The 16,112-nt window shown below is 62.8% G+C and carries 14 protein-coding genes; 13 read left to right on the top strand and 1 reads right to left on the bottom strand.

What is annotated here, in order from left to right:
• The first annotated feature begins 120 nt into the window (after positions 1-120).
• The 7 genes from PQQ86_RS01240 (at position 121) to PQQ86_RS01210 (ending at position 8,213) form a co-directional block, all read left to right on the top strand.
• Complete coding sequence (locus PQQ86_RS01240; protein ID WP_408264292.1) at positions 121-1,005, top strand: IclR family transcriptional regulator; 885 nt, start codon at positions 121-123, stop codon at positions 1,003-1,005.
• A 10-nt stretch (positions 1,006-1,015) separates the two neighbouring features.
• Positions 1,016-2,356 (top strand): DUF3108 domain-containing protein, encoded by a 1,341-nt coding sequence (locus tag PQQ86_RS01235; RefSeq protein ID WP_408264291.1) that lies wholly within the window; start codon positions 1,016-1,018, stop codon positions 2,354-2,356.
• A gap of 158 nt (positions 2,357-2,514) precedes the next feature.
• The gene (locus PQQ86_RS01230; RefSeq protein ID WP_408264289.1) at positions 2,515-3,303 is read left to right on the top strand and encodes an alpha/beta fold hydrolase; all 789 of its coding nucleotides are present in this window, start codon (positions 2,515-2,517) and stop codon (positions 3,301-3,303) included.
• Between the two features lie 117 nt (positions 3,304-3,420).
• Entirely contained in the window at positions 3,421-3,678 is a 258-nt protein-coding gene (locus PQQ86_RS01225) for a BTH_I0359 family protein (RefSeq protein WP_007179533.1), read from the top strand.
• 293 nt (positions 3,679-3,971) lie between these two features.
• Positions 3,972-5,042, top strand: coding sequence for a homocysteine S-methyltransferase family protein (locus PQQ86_RS01220; RefSeq protein WP_408264287.1), 1,071 nt, complete (start codon positions 3,972-3,974; stop codon positions 5,040-5,042).
• A 37-nt stretch (positions 5,043-5,079) separates the two neighbouring features.
• Entirely contained in the window at positions 5,080-7,845 is a 2,766-nt protein-coding gene (gene metH / locus PQQ86_RS01215) for a methionine synthase (protein ID WP_408270012.1), read from the top strand.
• A gap of 158 nt (positions 7,846-8,003) precedes the next feature.
• Positions 8,004-8,213, top strand: a complete 210-nt coding sequence (locus PQQ86_RS01210; protein WP_054035664.1) for a hypothetical protein — start codon at positions 8,004-8,006, stop codon at positions 8,211-8,213.
• Between the two features lie 132 nt (positions 8,214-8,345).
• Here the strand turns inward: PQQ86_RS01210 and PQQ86_RS01205 are convergent, their stop codons facing one another.
• Positions 8,346-8,672 (bottom strand): DUF1840 domain-containing protein, encoded by a 327-nt coding sequence (locus PQQ86_RS01205; RefSeq protein WP_054035663.1) that lies wholly within the window; start codon positions 8,670-8,672, stop codon positions 8,346-8,348.
• Between the two features lie 450 nt (positions 8,673-9,122).
• Between PQQ86_RS01205 and argS the strand changes: the two genes are divergently transcribed.
• The 6 genes from argS (at position 9,123) to PQQ86_RS01175 (ending at position 16,049) form a co-directional block, all read left to right on the top strand.
• Positions 9,123-10,913, top strand: a complete 1,791-nt coding sequence (argS, locus tag PQQ86_RS01200) for an arginine--tRNA ligase (protein ID WP_408264285.1) — start codon at positions 9,123-9,125, stop codon at positions 10,911-10,913.
• Positions 10,914-10,974: 61 nt separating this feature from the next.
• Positions 10,975-11,793: an SPOR domain-containing protein gene (locus PQQ86_RS01195; RefSeq protein WP_408264282.1), complete on the top strand. Its 819-nt coding sequence runs from the start codon at positions 10,975-10,977 to the stop codon at positions 11,791-11,793.
• Between the two features lie 184 nt (positions 11,794-11,977).
• Positions 11,978-12,616: a thiol:disulfide interchange protein DsbA/DsbL gene (locus PQQ86_RS01190; protein ID WP_093645709.1), complete on the top strand. Its 639-nt coding sequence runs from the start codon at positions 11,978-11,980 to the stop codon at positions 12,614-12,616.
• A gap of 16 nt (positions 12,617-12,632) precedes the next feature.
• On the top strand, positions 12,633-13,406 hold the full coding sequence (locus PQQ86_RS01185) for an SDR family oxidoreductase (RefSeq protein ID WP_408264280.1): 774 nt from the start codon (positions 12,633-12,635) through the stop codon (positions 13,404-13,406).
• A 3-nt stretch (positions 13,407-13,409) separates the two neighbouring features.
• Positions 13,410-14,228, top strand: a complete 819-nt coding sequence (locus PQQ86_RS01180; protein WP_408264279.1) for a helical backbone metal receptor — start codon at positions 13,410-13,412, stop codon at positions 14,226-14,228.
• Positions 14,229-14,462: 234 nt separating this feature from the next.
• Entirely contained in the window at positions 14,463-16,049 is a 1,587-nt protein-coding gene (locus PQQ86_RS01175) for an ABC transporter substrate-binding protein (protein WP_408264277.1), read from the top strand.
• Positions 16,050-16,112: the final 63 nt, after the last annotated feature.

Here is a 16,112-nt window from a genome sequence, read left to right as displayed (position 1 = left end):
AGTGAACCGTTAGTGACGATAGAGGGAATCTATTCTACGATGGTGAATCGGCGCGGCCCAAGCGCCGTTGTGCCTAACGCCTCTCTCACTGTCTTTGAACGCGCTCGATGCGCCTCGCTCATGCCTCCAATTGCCCGCTCCGGCGCGATCCGTACCGATACCGACTCCGCTGAACCATCGGAACCACGGGAACCGCTTGACGCGCCCGAATCCGACGAGGAAAAGCTGCGCTCCGGCATCCAGTCGATCGAAGTCGGCTTCAGATTGCTCGAGGTGCTGACCCACGAACCGCGCGCGATGATGCTGCGCGATCTGGCGCAGCGTGCCGGCATGAGCCCGGCGAAAGCGCACCGCTATCTGGTGAGCTTCCTGCGCCTCGGCGTGGTGGCGCAAGATCCGCTGTCGGGCCGCTACGAGCTGGGCGGCTTCGCGTTGCAATTGGGGCTCGCGCGGCTTGCCCGCGTCGACGGCGTGAAGCTCGCACGCATTGCGCTTGCCGAACTGCGTGACAACCTCGATCTGACGGTGGGCATCGCGGTGTGGGGCAATCAGGGGCCGACGATGGTCCATTGGATGGAATCGAGTCATCCGGCCAAGGCGTCGCTCAAGCTCGGCGACGTGATGCCGCTGCTCAGTTCCGCCACCGGCCTGCTGTTTGCCGCCTATCTGCCGTCGAGCAAGACCTCCGCGATGCTGGAGCTCGAACTGGCCGATTCGCGCCGCTCGTCGCACATGGGCGGGCCGCGCACGCGCGACGAGGTCGAGCGGGCGCTGACGGAGGTGCGGCAGCACGAAGCAGCGCGTGTGGAAGGCATGTTGCTGCCGACCATCCACGCGTTCTGCATGCCGGTCTTCGACTCAACCGGCGATCTTGCGCTGGGCCTGGTCGCGCTCGGTCACGAAGGCGCATTCGATATCCGCTGGGGTGGCGAGATCGATATGGCGCTGCGCGAATGTGCGCGAAAGCTCTCGTATGAGCTCGGGTATAGTGCGACGCCACGCTGACGATTCGCTCATGTCCTCACCTTCCGCCACACGCCGCTCAGATCGCACGCCGCCCGTCGGGCCGCGCGCCGGTTTGCGGGTGGGGCGATGGCTTGCGGTTCTGCTGGCGGTGGCCGTCCTGCACTGGATTGCGGCTCAATGGGTCGAGCGCAACCGCGCAACGCTGAATCCATCAGACAACGAACATGTCCCCGTGCAGGTTGCACTGCTGACACCCAAGCGTATCGAACGCAGACCCGCTACCGACGCGCAGCAAGCGGCAACGCCGGCTCCGGCGCGCAAGGCCGTTGCGAGCAAGCCGCGCGAACACGTGTTGACGGCGACGCAACCGGCAAAGCAGGCACCCGCGGTCACGGCCGCATCGGATGCCGCGGCGAGCGCATCGGCTGCGGCGAGCCACCCGGATGCCAACGCCAGTGCGGGCGTAACCACCGCCGGCACGGCCAGCGCCCCCGCCGCTGCGAGCGCGCCGCAAGCTGCCGCGGGCGTGAAATTCTCCGTTCCGCCGTCCGGGGAACTGCAGTACGACACGTTCTACAACGGCGTGCGCAACCAGCCCGGCACCATCCACTGGATCAGCAACGCGCAGAGTTACGAGATGGTCGTCTCCGTGCCGTTGCCGTTCGTCGGCACGTTCGTGTATTCGAGCCATGGCCGCATCGACGCATTCGGCCTCGCGCCGGATCAATACGTCGAAAAGCGTGGCCGTCGTCCGGAAGATGTGGCGATCTTCAATCGCACCGACAAAAATATCGCCTTCACGCGTACCCCCACCACGCTGCCGCTGCCCGACGGCGCACAAGACCGTTTCAGCATGGTGATGCAACTCGCCAGCCTCGTACGCGGCGACCCGGCCGCCTATAAGCCGGGCGTGACGCGGCAATTCTTCGTCGTCGATAACAACAGCGGCGAGAACTGGCCAGTCGAGACGATCGGCGACGAAACCATCCGCACCGCGCAGGGCTACCTCGAGACGCGCCACTTCAAACGTTTGCCTCGCCATGACGGCGATCTGCGCCGCATCGACGTTTGGCTCGCGCCGTCGCTTGGCTGGCTGCCCGCGCGAATCATGCAGACCGAGCCAAATGGCACGCAATTCGAACTGGTGTGGCGCGGCAAGCTCAATGCAGACGGCACCGGCAGTCCGGGCGGCAGCGTTGACGGCACGAGTGGCTCAAGTGGGGCTAACGCCGCTGGCAACTCCAGTGGCTCTAGCGGGACTGATGGCACCGGCAATACTTCGCCTGACAATTCGGCAACCCAATCGCCCGCCAACCCACCCGCACCAACGCCCGAAACCACCCCCTCGGTCGATTCGACCGTGCCCGGCAACGCGCCCGAAAAACCCTGAACCCGAGCAGGGTCTCGAACAGATCGCTGAAACTTCTGCGACGCGACTCACTCGCACGATGAACTGCAACCGTTCGCGCGGCCGCCACGTAGGTATAGTGAAGGCGGGAGAAGCGCGCGAACGGCTCTTTCCACTGCGTTCCCTTTCAAGGAGCCCGCATGCAAGTGAAAATCAACGGTATCGAGACGCGCTATGTCCTGAGCAATGAGGGCGGCGGCCCGTGGCTGACGTTCATTCATCAGCTCGGCGGCGATCTGTCTGTCTGGGACCAACTCGCCGGCTATTTCCGCGACGAGTACACCGTGTTGCGCTACGACCTGCGCGGCCACGGCAAGACCGCGGTATCGAGCGAACCGTTCAGCATCGCCGATCTGTCCCGCGATCTCGCCGCGTTGCTCGATGCGGTTGGCGCACCCACCACGCATCTCGTCGGCATGTCGATGGGCGGCATGATCGCGCAGCAATTCGCGCTAGACCACCCGTCGCGCGTCGACACGCTGACCGTTGCCGACACCACGAGCGGCACGCCGCCCGAAGGCCGTGCGATATGGGACCAACGCGCGGCGACGGTGCGCACGGACGGTATGGCATCACTGGTGCCTGCGACATTGAGCCGCTGGCTGACACCCGATTTCCAGGCAGCGCATCCCGAAGCAGTCGAGCAGATTCGTGACGTGCTGACCCATACGTTGCCAGAAGGCTACGCCATGGCGTGCGAAGCCCTGCGCGATTTCGATCTACGCGGTAAGCTGGGAACAATTCGTTGCCCGACATTGGCCGTGGGAGGCCGCCATGACACGGGCACGCTACCTGCTGCTACGCAGGCAATAGCAGACGCCATCCAAGGCGCGCAGTTCGAACTACTCGAGGCCGCTCATCTTGCGCCCATCGAGCAATCTCACCGTTTTGCTGCACTGCTTGAAACGTTTCTTGGAAAGCCGGTCTAACCGGTAGGTTCGGAACTGTACAAGCGTCAATCCGGACCCACCCCTTGAATTCCACACCACAAGCTCCACCTATGGCGCAGGAATGGCCAGGAGCCAACGGAAATAAGGAGTGTCGCCATGCAAATGATCTATAACAGCCCCAACTATTGTGTCGTCGAGTTTCCGCCGCAGGAAGGCCCGCTGGCCATGAAATCAGGCGGCTATGAGATCGTCGACAAGAACATGCAGCGCGAAATCTACATTGACGGTGCAATGGCAGCGCGTTTCCGCGAGCATGTGCAAAAGCTGATCGAAGAGGAACCGTCGCTGGATGAGGTAGACGAATTCCTCGGGCAATTCGACAGCCTGATGCATCAACCGGTGATTCTTCACTGACTGAAGGGTTTAACGTAACGGTTTGGCGACAACCATCGACCGCGCCGACCGGCTTAGCCGGCGGCCTTTACAAGTCGGTCAGCAGTCATAACGCGGCCCAGCAGGCTTTCACCTGACTGGGCCGTTTTGTTTCTCCTGCAGTTTCCGCTGTTTGTTTCCGCTGCGGCCACAGCCCCGGCCACCGTTGCCGTGGCACGCGCCATCTGCCTGCCGGGCGCGCGTCCGGCGGGACCGCCCCACAGCGGCTACAATGACAGGTTTCCCGAAAAAGCCGGCGCAAGCCCTCGTCCGCCATGAACCAGCCTGCTCAATCCGCCACGCAAGTCCGTCCCGACGCCGCCTACACGCGCGGCACGGCGCTGCCCACGCTGCTCAAGTCGCGCATCCTGATTCTGGACGGCGCAATGGGCACGATGATCCAGCGCTACAAGCTCGACGAAGCCCGCTATCGTGGCGAGCGCTTCAAGGACTACGGACGCGACATCAAGGGCAACAACGAGTTGCTGTCGATCACGCAACCGCAGATCATCGGCGAGATTCACGAGCAGTACCTCGCGGCGGGCGCGGATATCATCGAAACCAACACGTTCGGTGCGACCACGGTTGCGCAGGCCGACTACGGAATGGAGGACCTCGCCATCGAGATGAATCTCGAATCGGCGAAGCTGGCGCGCGCCGCCTGCGACAAGTACTCGACGCCCGACAAGCCGCGCTTCGTCGCCGGCGCGATCGGACCGACGCCGAAGACCGCAAGCATTTCCCCTGACGTGAACGATCCGGGCGCACGCAACGTGACGTTCGACGAACTGCGCGCGGCGTATTACCAGCAGGCGAAGGCATTGCTCGATGGCGGCTGCGACCTGTTCCTCGTCGAAACCATCTTCGACACGCTCAACGCCAAGGCTGCACTATTCGCTCTGGACGAACTGTTCGAAGACACCGGCGAACGTCTGCCGATCATGATTTCGGGCACCGTCACTGACGCATCGGGCCGGATTCTCTCGGGACAAACCGTCGAGGCCTTCTGGAACTCGCTGCGTCACGCCAAGCCCCTCACCTTCGGCTTGAACTGCGCGCTGGGCGCGGCGCTGATGCGCCCGTACATCGCTGAACTGGCGAAGCTGTGCGACACCTATGTGTCGTGCTATCCGAACGCCGGTTTGCCGAATCCGATGAGCGATACGGGCTTCGACGAATTGCCGGCGGATACGTCGGGATTGCTGAAGGAGTTCGCGCAGGCCGGCCTCGTGAATATCGCCGGCGGCTGCTGCGGCACGACGCCGGAGCATATTGCGGCGATTGCCAAGGCGCTGGCTGAAGTGAAGCCGCGCCAATGGCCCACGCAATACCGCGACGCAGCCTGAGTCCGGCGGCTCGCTCCTGACTCGCCGCACTTCCGCTATCGAACCCGACGCACGCAACCGTACGCAACCGAACCGCACCTACGCCATGACCGATCACACCATGCGCCTTTCCGGCCTCGAGCCGTTCAACGTCACGTCCGGGACGCTCTTTATCAACGTCGGTGAACGCACCAACGTGACCGGCTCGAAGGCGTTCGCGCGAATGATCCTGAATGATCAGTTCGACGACGCGATCGCGGTCGCACGGCAGCAGGTCGAAAACGGCGCGCAGATCATCGACGTCAACATGGACGAGGCCATGCTCGATTCGAAAGCGGCGATGGTCCGCTTCATGAATCTGATCGCGTCGGAGCCGGACATCGCACGCGTACCGATCATGATCGACTCGTCGAAGTGGGACGTAATCGAAGCGGGCCTGAAGTGCGTGCAAGGCAAGGCAATCGTCAATTCGATCTCGCTGAAGGAAGGCGAAGAAGCGTTCCGTCATCACGCGAACCTGATCCGCCGCTATGGCGCAGCCGCGGTCGTGATGGCCTTCGACGAAAAAGGTCAGGCCGATACGTTCGAACGTAAGACGCAGATCTGCAAGCGCTCCTACGATTTCCTCGTGAACGAAGTCGGCTTCCCGCCGGAAGACATCATCTTCGATCCGAACATCTTCGCAATTGCGACCGGCATCGAAGAGCATAACAATTACGCGGTCGACTTCATCAACGCCACGCGCTGGATCAAGCAAAACCTGCCCTACGCGAAGATCAGCGGCGGCGTGTCGAACGTGTCATTCTCGTTCCGCGGCAACGATCCGGTGCGCGAGGCGATTCACACCGTGTTCCTCTATCACGCGATTCAGGCGGGGATGGACATGGGCATCGTCAACGCGGGTCAGCTCGGCGTGTATGCAGACCTCGACCCGGAGTTGCGCGAGCGGGTTGAAGACGTCGTGCTGAACCGCCGTGAAGACGGCACCGATCGTCTGCTGGAAATCGCCGACAAGTTCAAGACCGGCGCCGCGAAGAAAGAAGAGAACCTCGAGTGGCGTAACCAGCCTGTCGAGAAGCGTCTCGCGCACGCACTGGTGCTAGGCATCACCAACTTCATCGTCGAAGATACTGAAGAAGTGCGCGCGAAGATCACCGCTGCCGGCGGCCGTCCGATCAACGTGATCGAAGGCCCGCTGATGGATGGTATGAACATCGTTGGCGACCTGTTCGGTCAGGGCAAGATGTTCCTGCCGCAGGTCGTGAAGTCGGCGCGCGTGATGAAGCAGGCGGTCGCGCATCTGATCCCGTACATCGAAGAAGAAAAGAAGCTGCTGGCCGAAGCCGGCGCCGACGTACGCGCGAAGGGCAAGATTGTCATCGCCACGGTGAAGGGCGACGTGCACGACATCGGCAAGAACATCGTCTCGGTGGTGCTTCAGTGCAATAACTTCGAAGTGATCAACATGGGCGTGATGGTGTCGTGCAACGACATTCTCGCTAAAGCGAAGGTCGAAGGCGCGGACATCATCGGCTTGTCCGGACTGATTACGCCGAGCCTCGAAGAGATGGCCTACGTCGCCTCGGAAATGCAGCGCGACGACTACTTCCGTGTAAAGAAGATCCCGTTGCTGATCGGCGGCGCGACCACCTCGCGCGTGCACACTGCGGTAAAGATCGCACCGCATTACGAAGGCCCGGTGGTGTACGTGCCAGACGCGTCGCGCTCGGTCTCCGTGGCGTCGAGCCTGCTGTCCGATGAAGGCGCAGCGAAGTACGTCGACGACCTCAAAGCCGACTACGACCGTATCCGCGATCAGCACGCCAACAAGAAAGCCCTGCCTATGGTCACGCTCGCCGAAGCCCGCGCGAACAAGACCAAGGTCGATTGGGCGGGCTACCAGCCGGTCAAGCCGAAGTTCATCGGCCGCCGCGTGTTCAAGAACTTCGATCTGAACGAACTGGCGAACTACATCGACTGGGGTCCGTTCTTCCAGACCTGGGACCTGGCCGGCCCGTATCCGGCGATCCTGAACGACGAGATCGTCGGTGAATCGGCCCGCCGCGTGTTCTCGGATGGCAAGTCGATGCTCGCGCGCCTGATCCAGGGCCGCTGGCTGCAGGCCAATGGCGTGATCGCGCTGTTGCCGGCCAACACGGTGAACGACGACGACATCGAGATCTACACGGACGAATCGCGCTCGGAAGTGGCGCTGACGTGGCGCAACCTGCGTCAGCAAAGCGTGCGGCCGGTGGTGGACGGCGTGATGCGGCCGAACCGCTCTCTCGCCGACTTCATCGCGCCGAAGGATTCGGGCGTGGCCGACTATATCGGCATGTTCGCGGTCACGGCGGGTCTGGGCGTGGACGTGAAGGAAAAGCAGTTCGAAAAGGATCTCGACGACTACAGCGCGATCATGCTCAAGGCGCTCGCCGACCGCTTTGCCGAAGCATTCGCCGAAGCGATGCATGCCCGCGTGCGCCGCGATCTCTGGGGCTACGCGAACGCCGAAACCCTCTCCAATGAAGACCTGATCGCTGAAAAATACCACGGCATTCGCCCGGCGCCGGGTTACCCGGCCTGCCCGGACCACCTCGTGAAGCGCGACATGTTCGACGTGCTGCAAGCCACTGAAATCGGCATGAGCGTGACCGAATCGCTGGCCATGCTGCCGGCGGCCAGCGTCTCCGGCTTCTACCTGGCACACCCGGACAGCACTTATTTCTCGGTCGGCAAGATCGGCCAGGACCAGCTGGAAGACTACGCAAAACGCATGTCGTTGTCGAAAACAGACGCTGAGCGGGCGCTCGCGCCTTTGCTGTAAGCCTTGCGGGGGCGGGCAACCTACTATATCGGGCACGCTAGGCTGAATATTTGCGGCAGTGTAATTTTCGGCTTTGTAGACTGAAACGGCATCAACCCGCCAGACGCGGCCAAAACGCGTCGGCTTATCAAATTGCAATCGTCAACGGAGAAAATCGTATGAAGAAGCTGACGCTGTTATTGACTGCTGTTTCGCTCGCCGCAGGCGCCTCAGTGGCGCTGGCCCAGCCCGCCGCTCCGGCCGGTTCCAGCGCGGTCAGTTCGTATTCGCCGCCCACTGTGAAGCACGTCAAGAAGCCCAAGAAGCAAAAAATGAAGAAGGGTGCGTCGGCACCGATGGCTGCCCCGGCGGACGCCGCCAGCCAGTAAGCAGGTTCGGCAGACGGGCCATCAAGCCCCGTGAAAGACAAAGAGCCCGCAAATGCGGGCTCTTTTCATTGACACGTCACGACCAGCGCCGCGAGACGCGGCGAACACCACCGCCGGCGGACCGCCGCGGGATCAGAGACCCCAGACGATATCCGCGTTTTCCTTCTGCGCGGCGCGCAGCATGTCGAGGAACGGATACGCACGCTGGGCGAGTCCCGGCGGGATCTCATGATGCTCGTGGCCGTCTTCGCCTTCGTGAAAATGGCCGTCGTGCTCGGCACGTTCCTGTTTGTCGACGCTGATCGCCGATTCGAGTTTCGTGATCGCGACGCTCAGTTCGTCGTGGGTGATGACACCACGCTCACCCAGGCGCTTGCCGACAATGCCGACCAGATACTGAGCGAGATTCTCCAGCATCATCACGTCCGGCGCGGCGCGACATTTGAAAGTAATCAGCATGACTGTTCCCTTTTTCGTTATGTTGGATTGACGCGCGAACGGCTGTAAGGCGGCCGTCGGCGCGCGTTACGTTGGCACGCCGATCAGGCACGGCGGCCACGGCCCTTGGTGGGCATCTCATTGAACATATTAGCACCTGCTAAAATCCGTCTGGACGGAAAAGCGCGCTGCAATGCTCCGCGTGCGGCATAGCGAAGGTGGCGTGGCTGGGCCCCGGTTGGCCTCACCCGCCTGCTGCCGCACCAGGCCGCCGCAGCAAGCGTCCTGGTCTGGCGCCGCGCACCGCGCCAGACGCGTTGCACGCTACGTGCCTGATAACGCCCCGAAGTGCCTGGCGCGTTCCGGCGGGTGCATCGCCGCTTTCCACGCTTCTGACGAATCGGCTGCGCCTCGCGCGCGGCCGCCGCTTCTTCCGCATCACCGGATTGCCTCACTGGACTCGCAACAAGCATGCTGCCTGCACATAAACATACCCTCGAAACACTGCTCGCCGACACGGTGAAGCAGGTTGCTGACGCAACCCAAGGCGCGAGCGAAGCCGCCTTCGTGTCGCCCACGATCACGCTGGAGCGTCCCAAGGTCGCCGCGCACGGCGACGTCGCCTGCAATGTGGCGATGCAACTCGCCAAGCCGCTGCGCGCCAATCCGCGCCAGCTGGCGCAACAGATCGTCGACGCGCTGCTCGCGCAACCGCAGGCCAAGGGTCTCGTGGAAGCCGCCGAAGTGGCCGGCCCCGGCTTCATCAACCTGCGCCTCGCGGCCGTCGCCAAGCAGGCGGTGATCGCCGCCGTGTTCGCCGAAAAGGATGCCTTCGGCCGTTCGCAACGCGAAGCCGGCAAGCATGTGCTGATCGAATTCGTCTCGGCCAACCCGACCGGCCCGCTGCACGTCGGCCACGGCCGCCAGGCCGCGCTCGGCGACGCGCTCTCGAGCGTGCTGGCCTCGCAAGGCTGGGACGTGCACCGCGAGTTCTACTACAACGACGCCGGCGTGCAGATCCAGACGCTCGCCCTGTCGACCCAGGCGCGCGCCCGTGGCCTCGCCCCGGGCGACGAAGGCTGGCCGGCCTCGGCGTACAACGGCGAGTACATCGCCGACATCGCCAGAGACTATCTGAACGGCGTCACGGTTGCCGCGAGCGACGGCGAACCCGTCACGGGCGCGGCCGACGTCGAAGACCTCGAAGCGATCCGCCGCTTCGCGGTCGCCTACCTGCGCCGCGAGCAGGACATGGACTTGCAGGCCTTCGGCGTGAAGTTCGACGAGTACTACCTCGAGTCGTCGCTGTACAAGGAAGGCCGGGTCGAGAAGACCGTCGCGGCGCTGATCGCCGCCGGCAAAACCTACGAACAGGAAGGCGCGCTGTGGCTGCGCACCACCGACGACGGTGACGACAAAGACCGCGTGATGCGCAAGACCGACGGCACCTACACGTACTTCGTGCCGGACGTCGCCTACCACGTCGCCAAGTGGGAACGCGGCTTCACCAAAGTCATCAACATTCAGGGCTCGGACCACCACGGCACGATCGCACGGGTGCGCGCCGGCCTGCAAGGTCTCGGCATCGGCATTCCGAAGGGCTATCCCGACTACATCCTGCACAAGATGGTCACGGTGATGCGCAACGGCGAAGAGGTGAAAATCTCGAAACGCGCCGGCAGCTATGTGACGGTGCGCGACCTGATCGAATGGTCGGGCGGCGCTACGCCGGGTTCCGAAGCCGCCGTCGACCTGATCGACGAAGAGACGATTCGCCGCGGCCGCGACGCCGTGCGCTTCTTCCTGATTTCGCGCAAGGCGGATACGGAATTCGTGTTCGACATCGACCTCGCCTTGAAACAGAACGACGAAAATCCGGTGCACTACGTGCAGTATGCGCATGCGCGGATCTGCTCGGTCATCGCGGAATGCAAGGCGCGCTACAGCACGGACGAAAGCACGCTGGCGGAGGTGGACGTGTCGCCGCTCACCAGCGAACGCGCCATGGCGCTGCTGAACAAGCTCGCCGAATTCCCGGACATGCTGGAGCATGCCGCCGGCGAACTCGCGCCGCACGCAGTCGCGTTCTATCTGCGCGACCTCGCCGGGGAATTCCACTCGTTCTACAATGACAGAGCCGAACGCGTGCTGGTCGACGACGCTGCCGAGCGCAATGCGCGCGTCGCGCTGCTTGCGGCCACACGTCAGGTGCTGGCCAACGGTCTCGCGACGATCGGCGTCTCCGCTCCCGTCAAGATGTAAGTCCTCCGGCGCAACATGCATGCGGCCGTCGTTATAATCGACGGCCGTTCCAGGATTCTTTTTGCAGGTGATTCATACGATGGCAAAACCACGCCGCACAACAAAGCAATCGCAATCGAAACAAACCGGGGGGACTTTTCTCGGCATCGTGCTGGGCCTGATCGTCGGTCTCGCGATCGCGGTAGTGGTGGCGCTGTATATCACCCGTGCGCCTACGCCGTTCGTCTCGAAGGTCGCGCCGCCCGCGGCGCCCGACACCGGTGCGAGCCAGGCACAGCAATACGACCCGAACCGTCCGCTGCAAGGCAAGACGCCGGGCCAGCCGGTGCCGCAAGCCGCGCAACCGGCGCCGCCGAACACCGCGCCGGGCCAGACCAACGCGCAGACGCAGTCGGGCATGCTGGAAGAACCGCAGATCGTCGAAGTGCCGCCGTCGAGCGGCAATGCGAACGGCACGGCAGTCGCACCGAAACCCGCGCAGGACAACGGCAACGGCACGGCCACCGCACCGGCGAAAAAACCGCAAGGCGCAAGCGCGCCAGCCGCCACTGCGGCAGGCTCCGCGCCGAAGGGTACGTCGCCCACCACGGCAGCGAACGCCAAGCCGGGTTCGGGCGCGGCGCCGGCACCGGGTGACGCGAACACGGGTTACTTCCTGCAAGTGGGCGCCTACAAGACCTCGGCCGATGCCGAGCAGCAGCGTGCGCGTCTCGCTTTCCAGGGCTTCGAATCGAAGGTCACGCAGCGCGATGCGGGCGGCGTGACGTACTACCGCGTGCGTATCGGGCCGTTCTCGAAGTTCGAGGACATGAATTCGAGCCGTCAGCGTTTGTCCGACGCGGGCGTGGATACAGCCGTGATCCGCTTTACGAAGCAATAAGCAAACAATAAACAAACGGTGATTTGCCGGAACGCGCCGCCGCCGAACTATCGGCGTGCGGCGCGGGTCACAAGCACAACCGACAAGCGCAACGGACGACTAGAGCGTCTAACGCCGACATTGAAAACGGTGACGGGCATTTGCGTGGCGCCACCGCTTTACCGCCTACTTGGGTCATCACAACATGAAAAAACTGCTGAGCATTCTGTTCCTCTCGCTGGGCCTGGTTGCCGCCACGGCGCATGCATCGCCGGCCGCGCCGGTTTCCGGCAAGGACTACACCGTGCTGTCCACGCCGCAACCTACGGACGTGCCGGCCGGCAAGATCGAAGTCACCGAATTCTTCTGGTACGGCTGCCCGCACTGCAATGAATTCAACCCGTACCTCGAAGCATGGGTGAAGAAGCAAGGTCCGGACGTCGTGTTCAAGCGCGTGCCGGTTGCCTTCCGCGATGACTTCATTCCGCACTCGAAGATGTACCACGCGCTCGACGCACTCGGCCTCGCCACGCAACTCACGCCGAAGGTCTTCAATGAAATCCACGTCAACAAGAACTACCTGCTGACGCCGGAAGACCAGGCCAAGTTCCTCGCGAAGAACGGCGTCGATCCGAAGAAGTACATGGACGCGTACAACTCGTTCTCGACGCAAAGCGCGCTGCAAAAAGACAAGAAGCTGATGGACGACTACAAGATCGACGGCGTGCCGACGCTCGCCGTGCAAGGCAAGTATGAAACCGGTCCGGCTGCGACCAACAGCCTGCCGGGCACGATCCAGGTGCTCGACTACCTGGTGCAGCAAGTCCGCGCCAAGAAGATGTGATGTTGAAGGCGCCGGAATGAGCTCCCCTCTGAAGGTTTTCATTACCGGCGCCTCGAGTGGCATCGGCCTCGCGCTCGCCGCCGAATATGCGCGACGCGGCGCGATTCTCGGCCTGGTCGCCCGCCGCGGCGACGCCCTCGCCGCCTTCCAGCAGTCCCATCCGCAGAATTCCATTTCCACGTATTCCGTCGACGTCCGCGACTGCGAGGCGCTCGCCGAAGCGGCCGCGCAATTCATCGCGCAGCACGGTTTGCCGGACGTCGTGATCGCCAATGCGGGCATCAGCCGCGGTGCGGTCACCGGGCACGGCGATCTGCGCACCTTCCGCGAAGTGATGGACATCAACTATTTCGGCATGGTCGCCACCTTCGAGCCGTTCGCCGCTGCCATGGTCGCGGCGAAGAAAGGCACGCTGGTCGGGATCGCCAGCGTTGCCAGCGTACGCGGCTTGCCGGGGTCGGGCGCGTACAGCGCGTCGAAGTCGGCTGCGCTCAAGTATCTGGAAGCGTTGCGCGTCGAGATGCGGCCGCTCGGCGTCGGCGTGGTCACGATCGCCCCCGGCTATATCCGCACGCCGATGACCGAGCACAACCCGTACACCATGCCGTTCCTGATGGACGCCGACCGCTTCGCGGTGAAGGTCGCCGGGGCGGTCGAGCGTCAAACCGCGTTTGCCGTGTTCCCCTGGCAGATGCGCATCGTGGCGATGCTGCTGCACGTGCTGCCGCGCTGGCTCTACGACCGCGCCTTCGAACGCGCGCCGCGCAAACCGCGCGCCGCCACCGAGTAAGTCATGCAGCCTCGTGCGGTCGATGCAGCCGGCGTCGCGCACGAAATGGGGGGCGCCGGTACCCGCATCGTCTCGCTGGTGCCCAGCATCACCGAATTGCTGTTCGCTCTCGGGCTCGACAGGCAGATTGTCGGACGCACCGGTTTTTGCGTGCATCCACACGACAAGGTGCGGCAAGTGCGCAAGGTCGGCGGTACCAAGTCCGTGAATGTCGACGCGATTCGTGCTTTGCGGCCCACCCATCTGATCGTCAATATCGACGAAAACGAGCGCGGCACCGTCGAGCGATTGCGTGCGTTCGTGCCAAATATCGTCGTGACCCATCCGCAGACGCCGCAGGATAATCTCTCGCTGTACGCGTTGCTGGGCAGGATCTTTGACCGCGAGCAGGAAGCACAGCGCTTGAGCGAGGCGCTCGAAATACGTCTGCATGAGGCTGCGGCGCAGGTGTTTCCCAAGCAAAACGTGTTGTATCTGATCTGGCGCGAACCATGGATGACGGTAGCGCGCGATACCTATATCGCCGCGATGCTGAGGCTCGTGAACTGGCAGACACTGCCCGACGTGGAGGGCGGCGCGGCCGGCGCAGCGCGTTATCCCGTGCTCGACTTTGACCACGCGCCGTGGCTTGCAGGCGTCGATCGCATACTGCTCTCCAGCGAACCCTATCGTTTCACACAAGCGCATTGCGACGCGCTGAAGCGTGACCCGCGTCTGGCCGGCAAGCGCATTGAGTTGATCGACGGGGAGTTGGTGTCGTGGTACGGCGTGCGCGCGATCGAAGGCATTGGCTACCTGTTGCAGCGCGCGGCTGCGTCATGAGCGGCAACACCCTTCACCCATATGGATATGCGGATTAAATTGTTGTCGCCGCAACCACCCTTCGATAAGCTTTCGCGAAGGCCGAGACGCGCGTGTACAGTAGCAGCCAAACCATGCGCCAGCGCCGGAAACGTATCACAATAAAGACGACGGCCAGACCGGTCGCCACCCGTCAACGGAACATAACCACACAACCAGACGCACTGCCTGACTGCGCTTGTTATGGGAGATCCTATGCGCTTCAAACTGCTCGCAGCCGCCGTACTGTTCACGGCGCCCGCGCTCGTGCTCGCCAAACCGCTGACCGTCTGCACCGAGTCGAGCCCCGATGGCTTCGATGTCGTGCAGTTCAATTCGCTCGTAACGACCAATGCGTCGGCCGACGTGATCTTCAATTCGCTGGTCTCGTACGACGAGGCTACGAAAAAAGTCGTGCCCGCGCTGGCCGACAAATGGGACGTGAGCGCCGACGGCCTCACCTACACGTTCCATCTGCGCCCGAACGTGCAATTCCAGACCACCGACTACTTCAAGCCCGGCCGCGCGCTGAATGCCGACGACGTCGTCTTCACGTTCGACCGCATGCTCAACGATAGCAATCCGTGGCACAAGGTGGCAGGCGCGAGCGGCTTCCCGCACGCGCAATCGATGGGCTTGCCGAAGCTCATCAAGTCGATCAGCAAGGTCGACGACAGCACCGTGAAGTTCGAACTGAACGCGCCGGATGCAACCTTCGTGTCGATCCTGACAATGGGTTTCGCTTCGATCTATTCGGCTGAATATGCCGACCAGTTGCTCAAGGCCGGCAAACAGGTCGACCTGAATGCGAAGCCGATCGGCACCGGTCCGTTCGAATTGAAGAGCTACACCAAAGACGCGGTGATCCGCTACGACGTGAACCCGACGTACTGGGGCACGAAACCGAAGATCGACCGCCTGATCTACGCGATCACGCCGGACGCCACGGTGCGTGCGCAAAAGGTGAAGGCCGGCGAATGCCAGATCGCGCTGTCGCCGAAGCCGCAGGATCTCGCTGAAGCGAAGGGCGACAAATCGCTCGCCATCGTGCAGACGCCCGCGTTCATGACCGCCTTCGTCGCACTGAACACGCAGAAGAAGCCGCTCGACAACCAGAAGGTGCGCGCGGCCCTGAACATGGCGTTCGACCGCACCACCTATCTGAAAGCGATCTTCGACAACACCGCGACGCCGGCCGTCAATCCGTATCCGCCGAACACGTGGAGCTACGACAAAGCCGTGAAAGCGTGGCCGTACGATCCGGTGAAGGCGAAGAAACTGCTCGCGGACGCGGGCTATCCGAACGGCTTCGAAACGACGATCTGGGTGCGTCCGAACGGTAGCGTGCTGAACCCGAACCCGAAGGCCGGCGCCGAACTGCTGCAAGCCGACTTCGCCAGGATCGGCGTGAAGGCAGATGTGAAGGTGATCGAATGGGGCGAGCTGATCAAGCAGGCCAAACAAGGCCAGCATGACACGCTGTTCATGGGCTGGGCTGGCGATAATGGCGATCCGGACAACTATCTGTCACCGCTCTTCAGTTGTAATGCGGTGAAGTCGGGGATCAATTTCGCGCGCTTCTGCGATCAGGATCTGGACAAGCTGATCGCTGACGGCAAGACCACGCCCGATCAGGCCAAACGCGCGAAGGCGTATGAACAGGCGCAGCAGATCATCCACGATCAGGCGCTGTGGATTCCGCTGGGTTACCCGACCGCAGCGGCCATCACGCGTACGAACGTCAGCGGCTATCACGTGAGTCCGTTCGGACGGCAGAACTTTGCGACGGTGGCGGTGCAGTAAGACTCTGCCTTGCCGCTTAAAAAAAAGCCCGGTTGCTTTTCGCAACCGGGCTTTTTTTATCGA

The sequence above is a fragment of the Paraburkholderia sediminicola genome (assembly GCF_046026675.1).
Classification (GTDB): Bacteria; Pseudomonadota; Gammaproteobacteria; order Burkholderiales; family Burkholderiaceae; genus Paraburkholderia; species Paraburkholderia sediminicola_F.
This window is presented reverse-complemented; position numbering and strand designations above follow the sequence as displayed.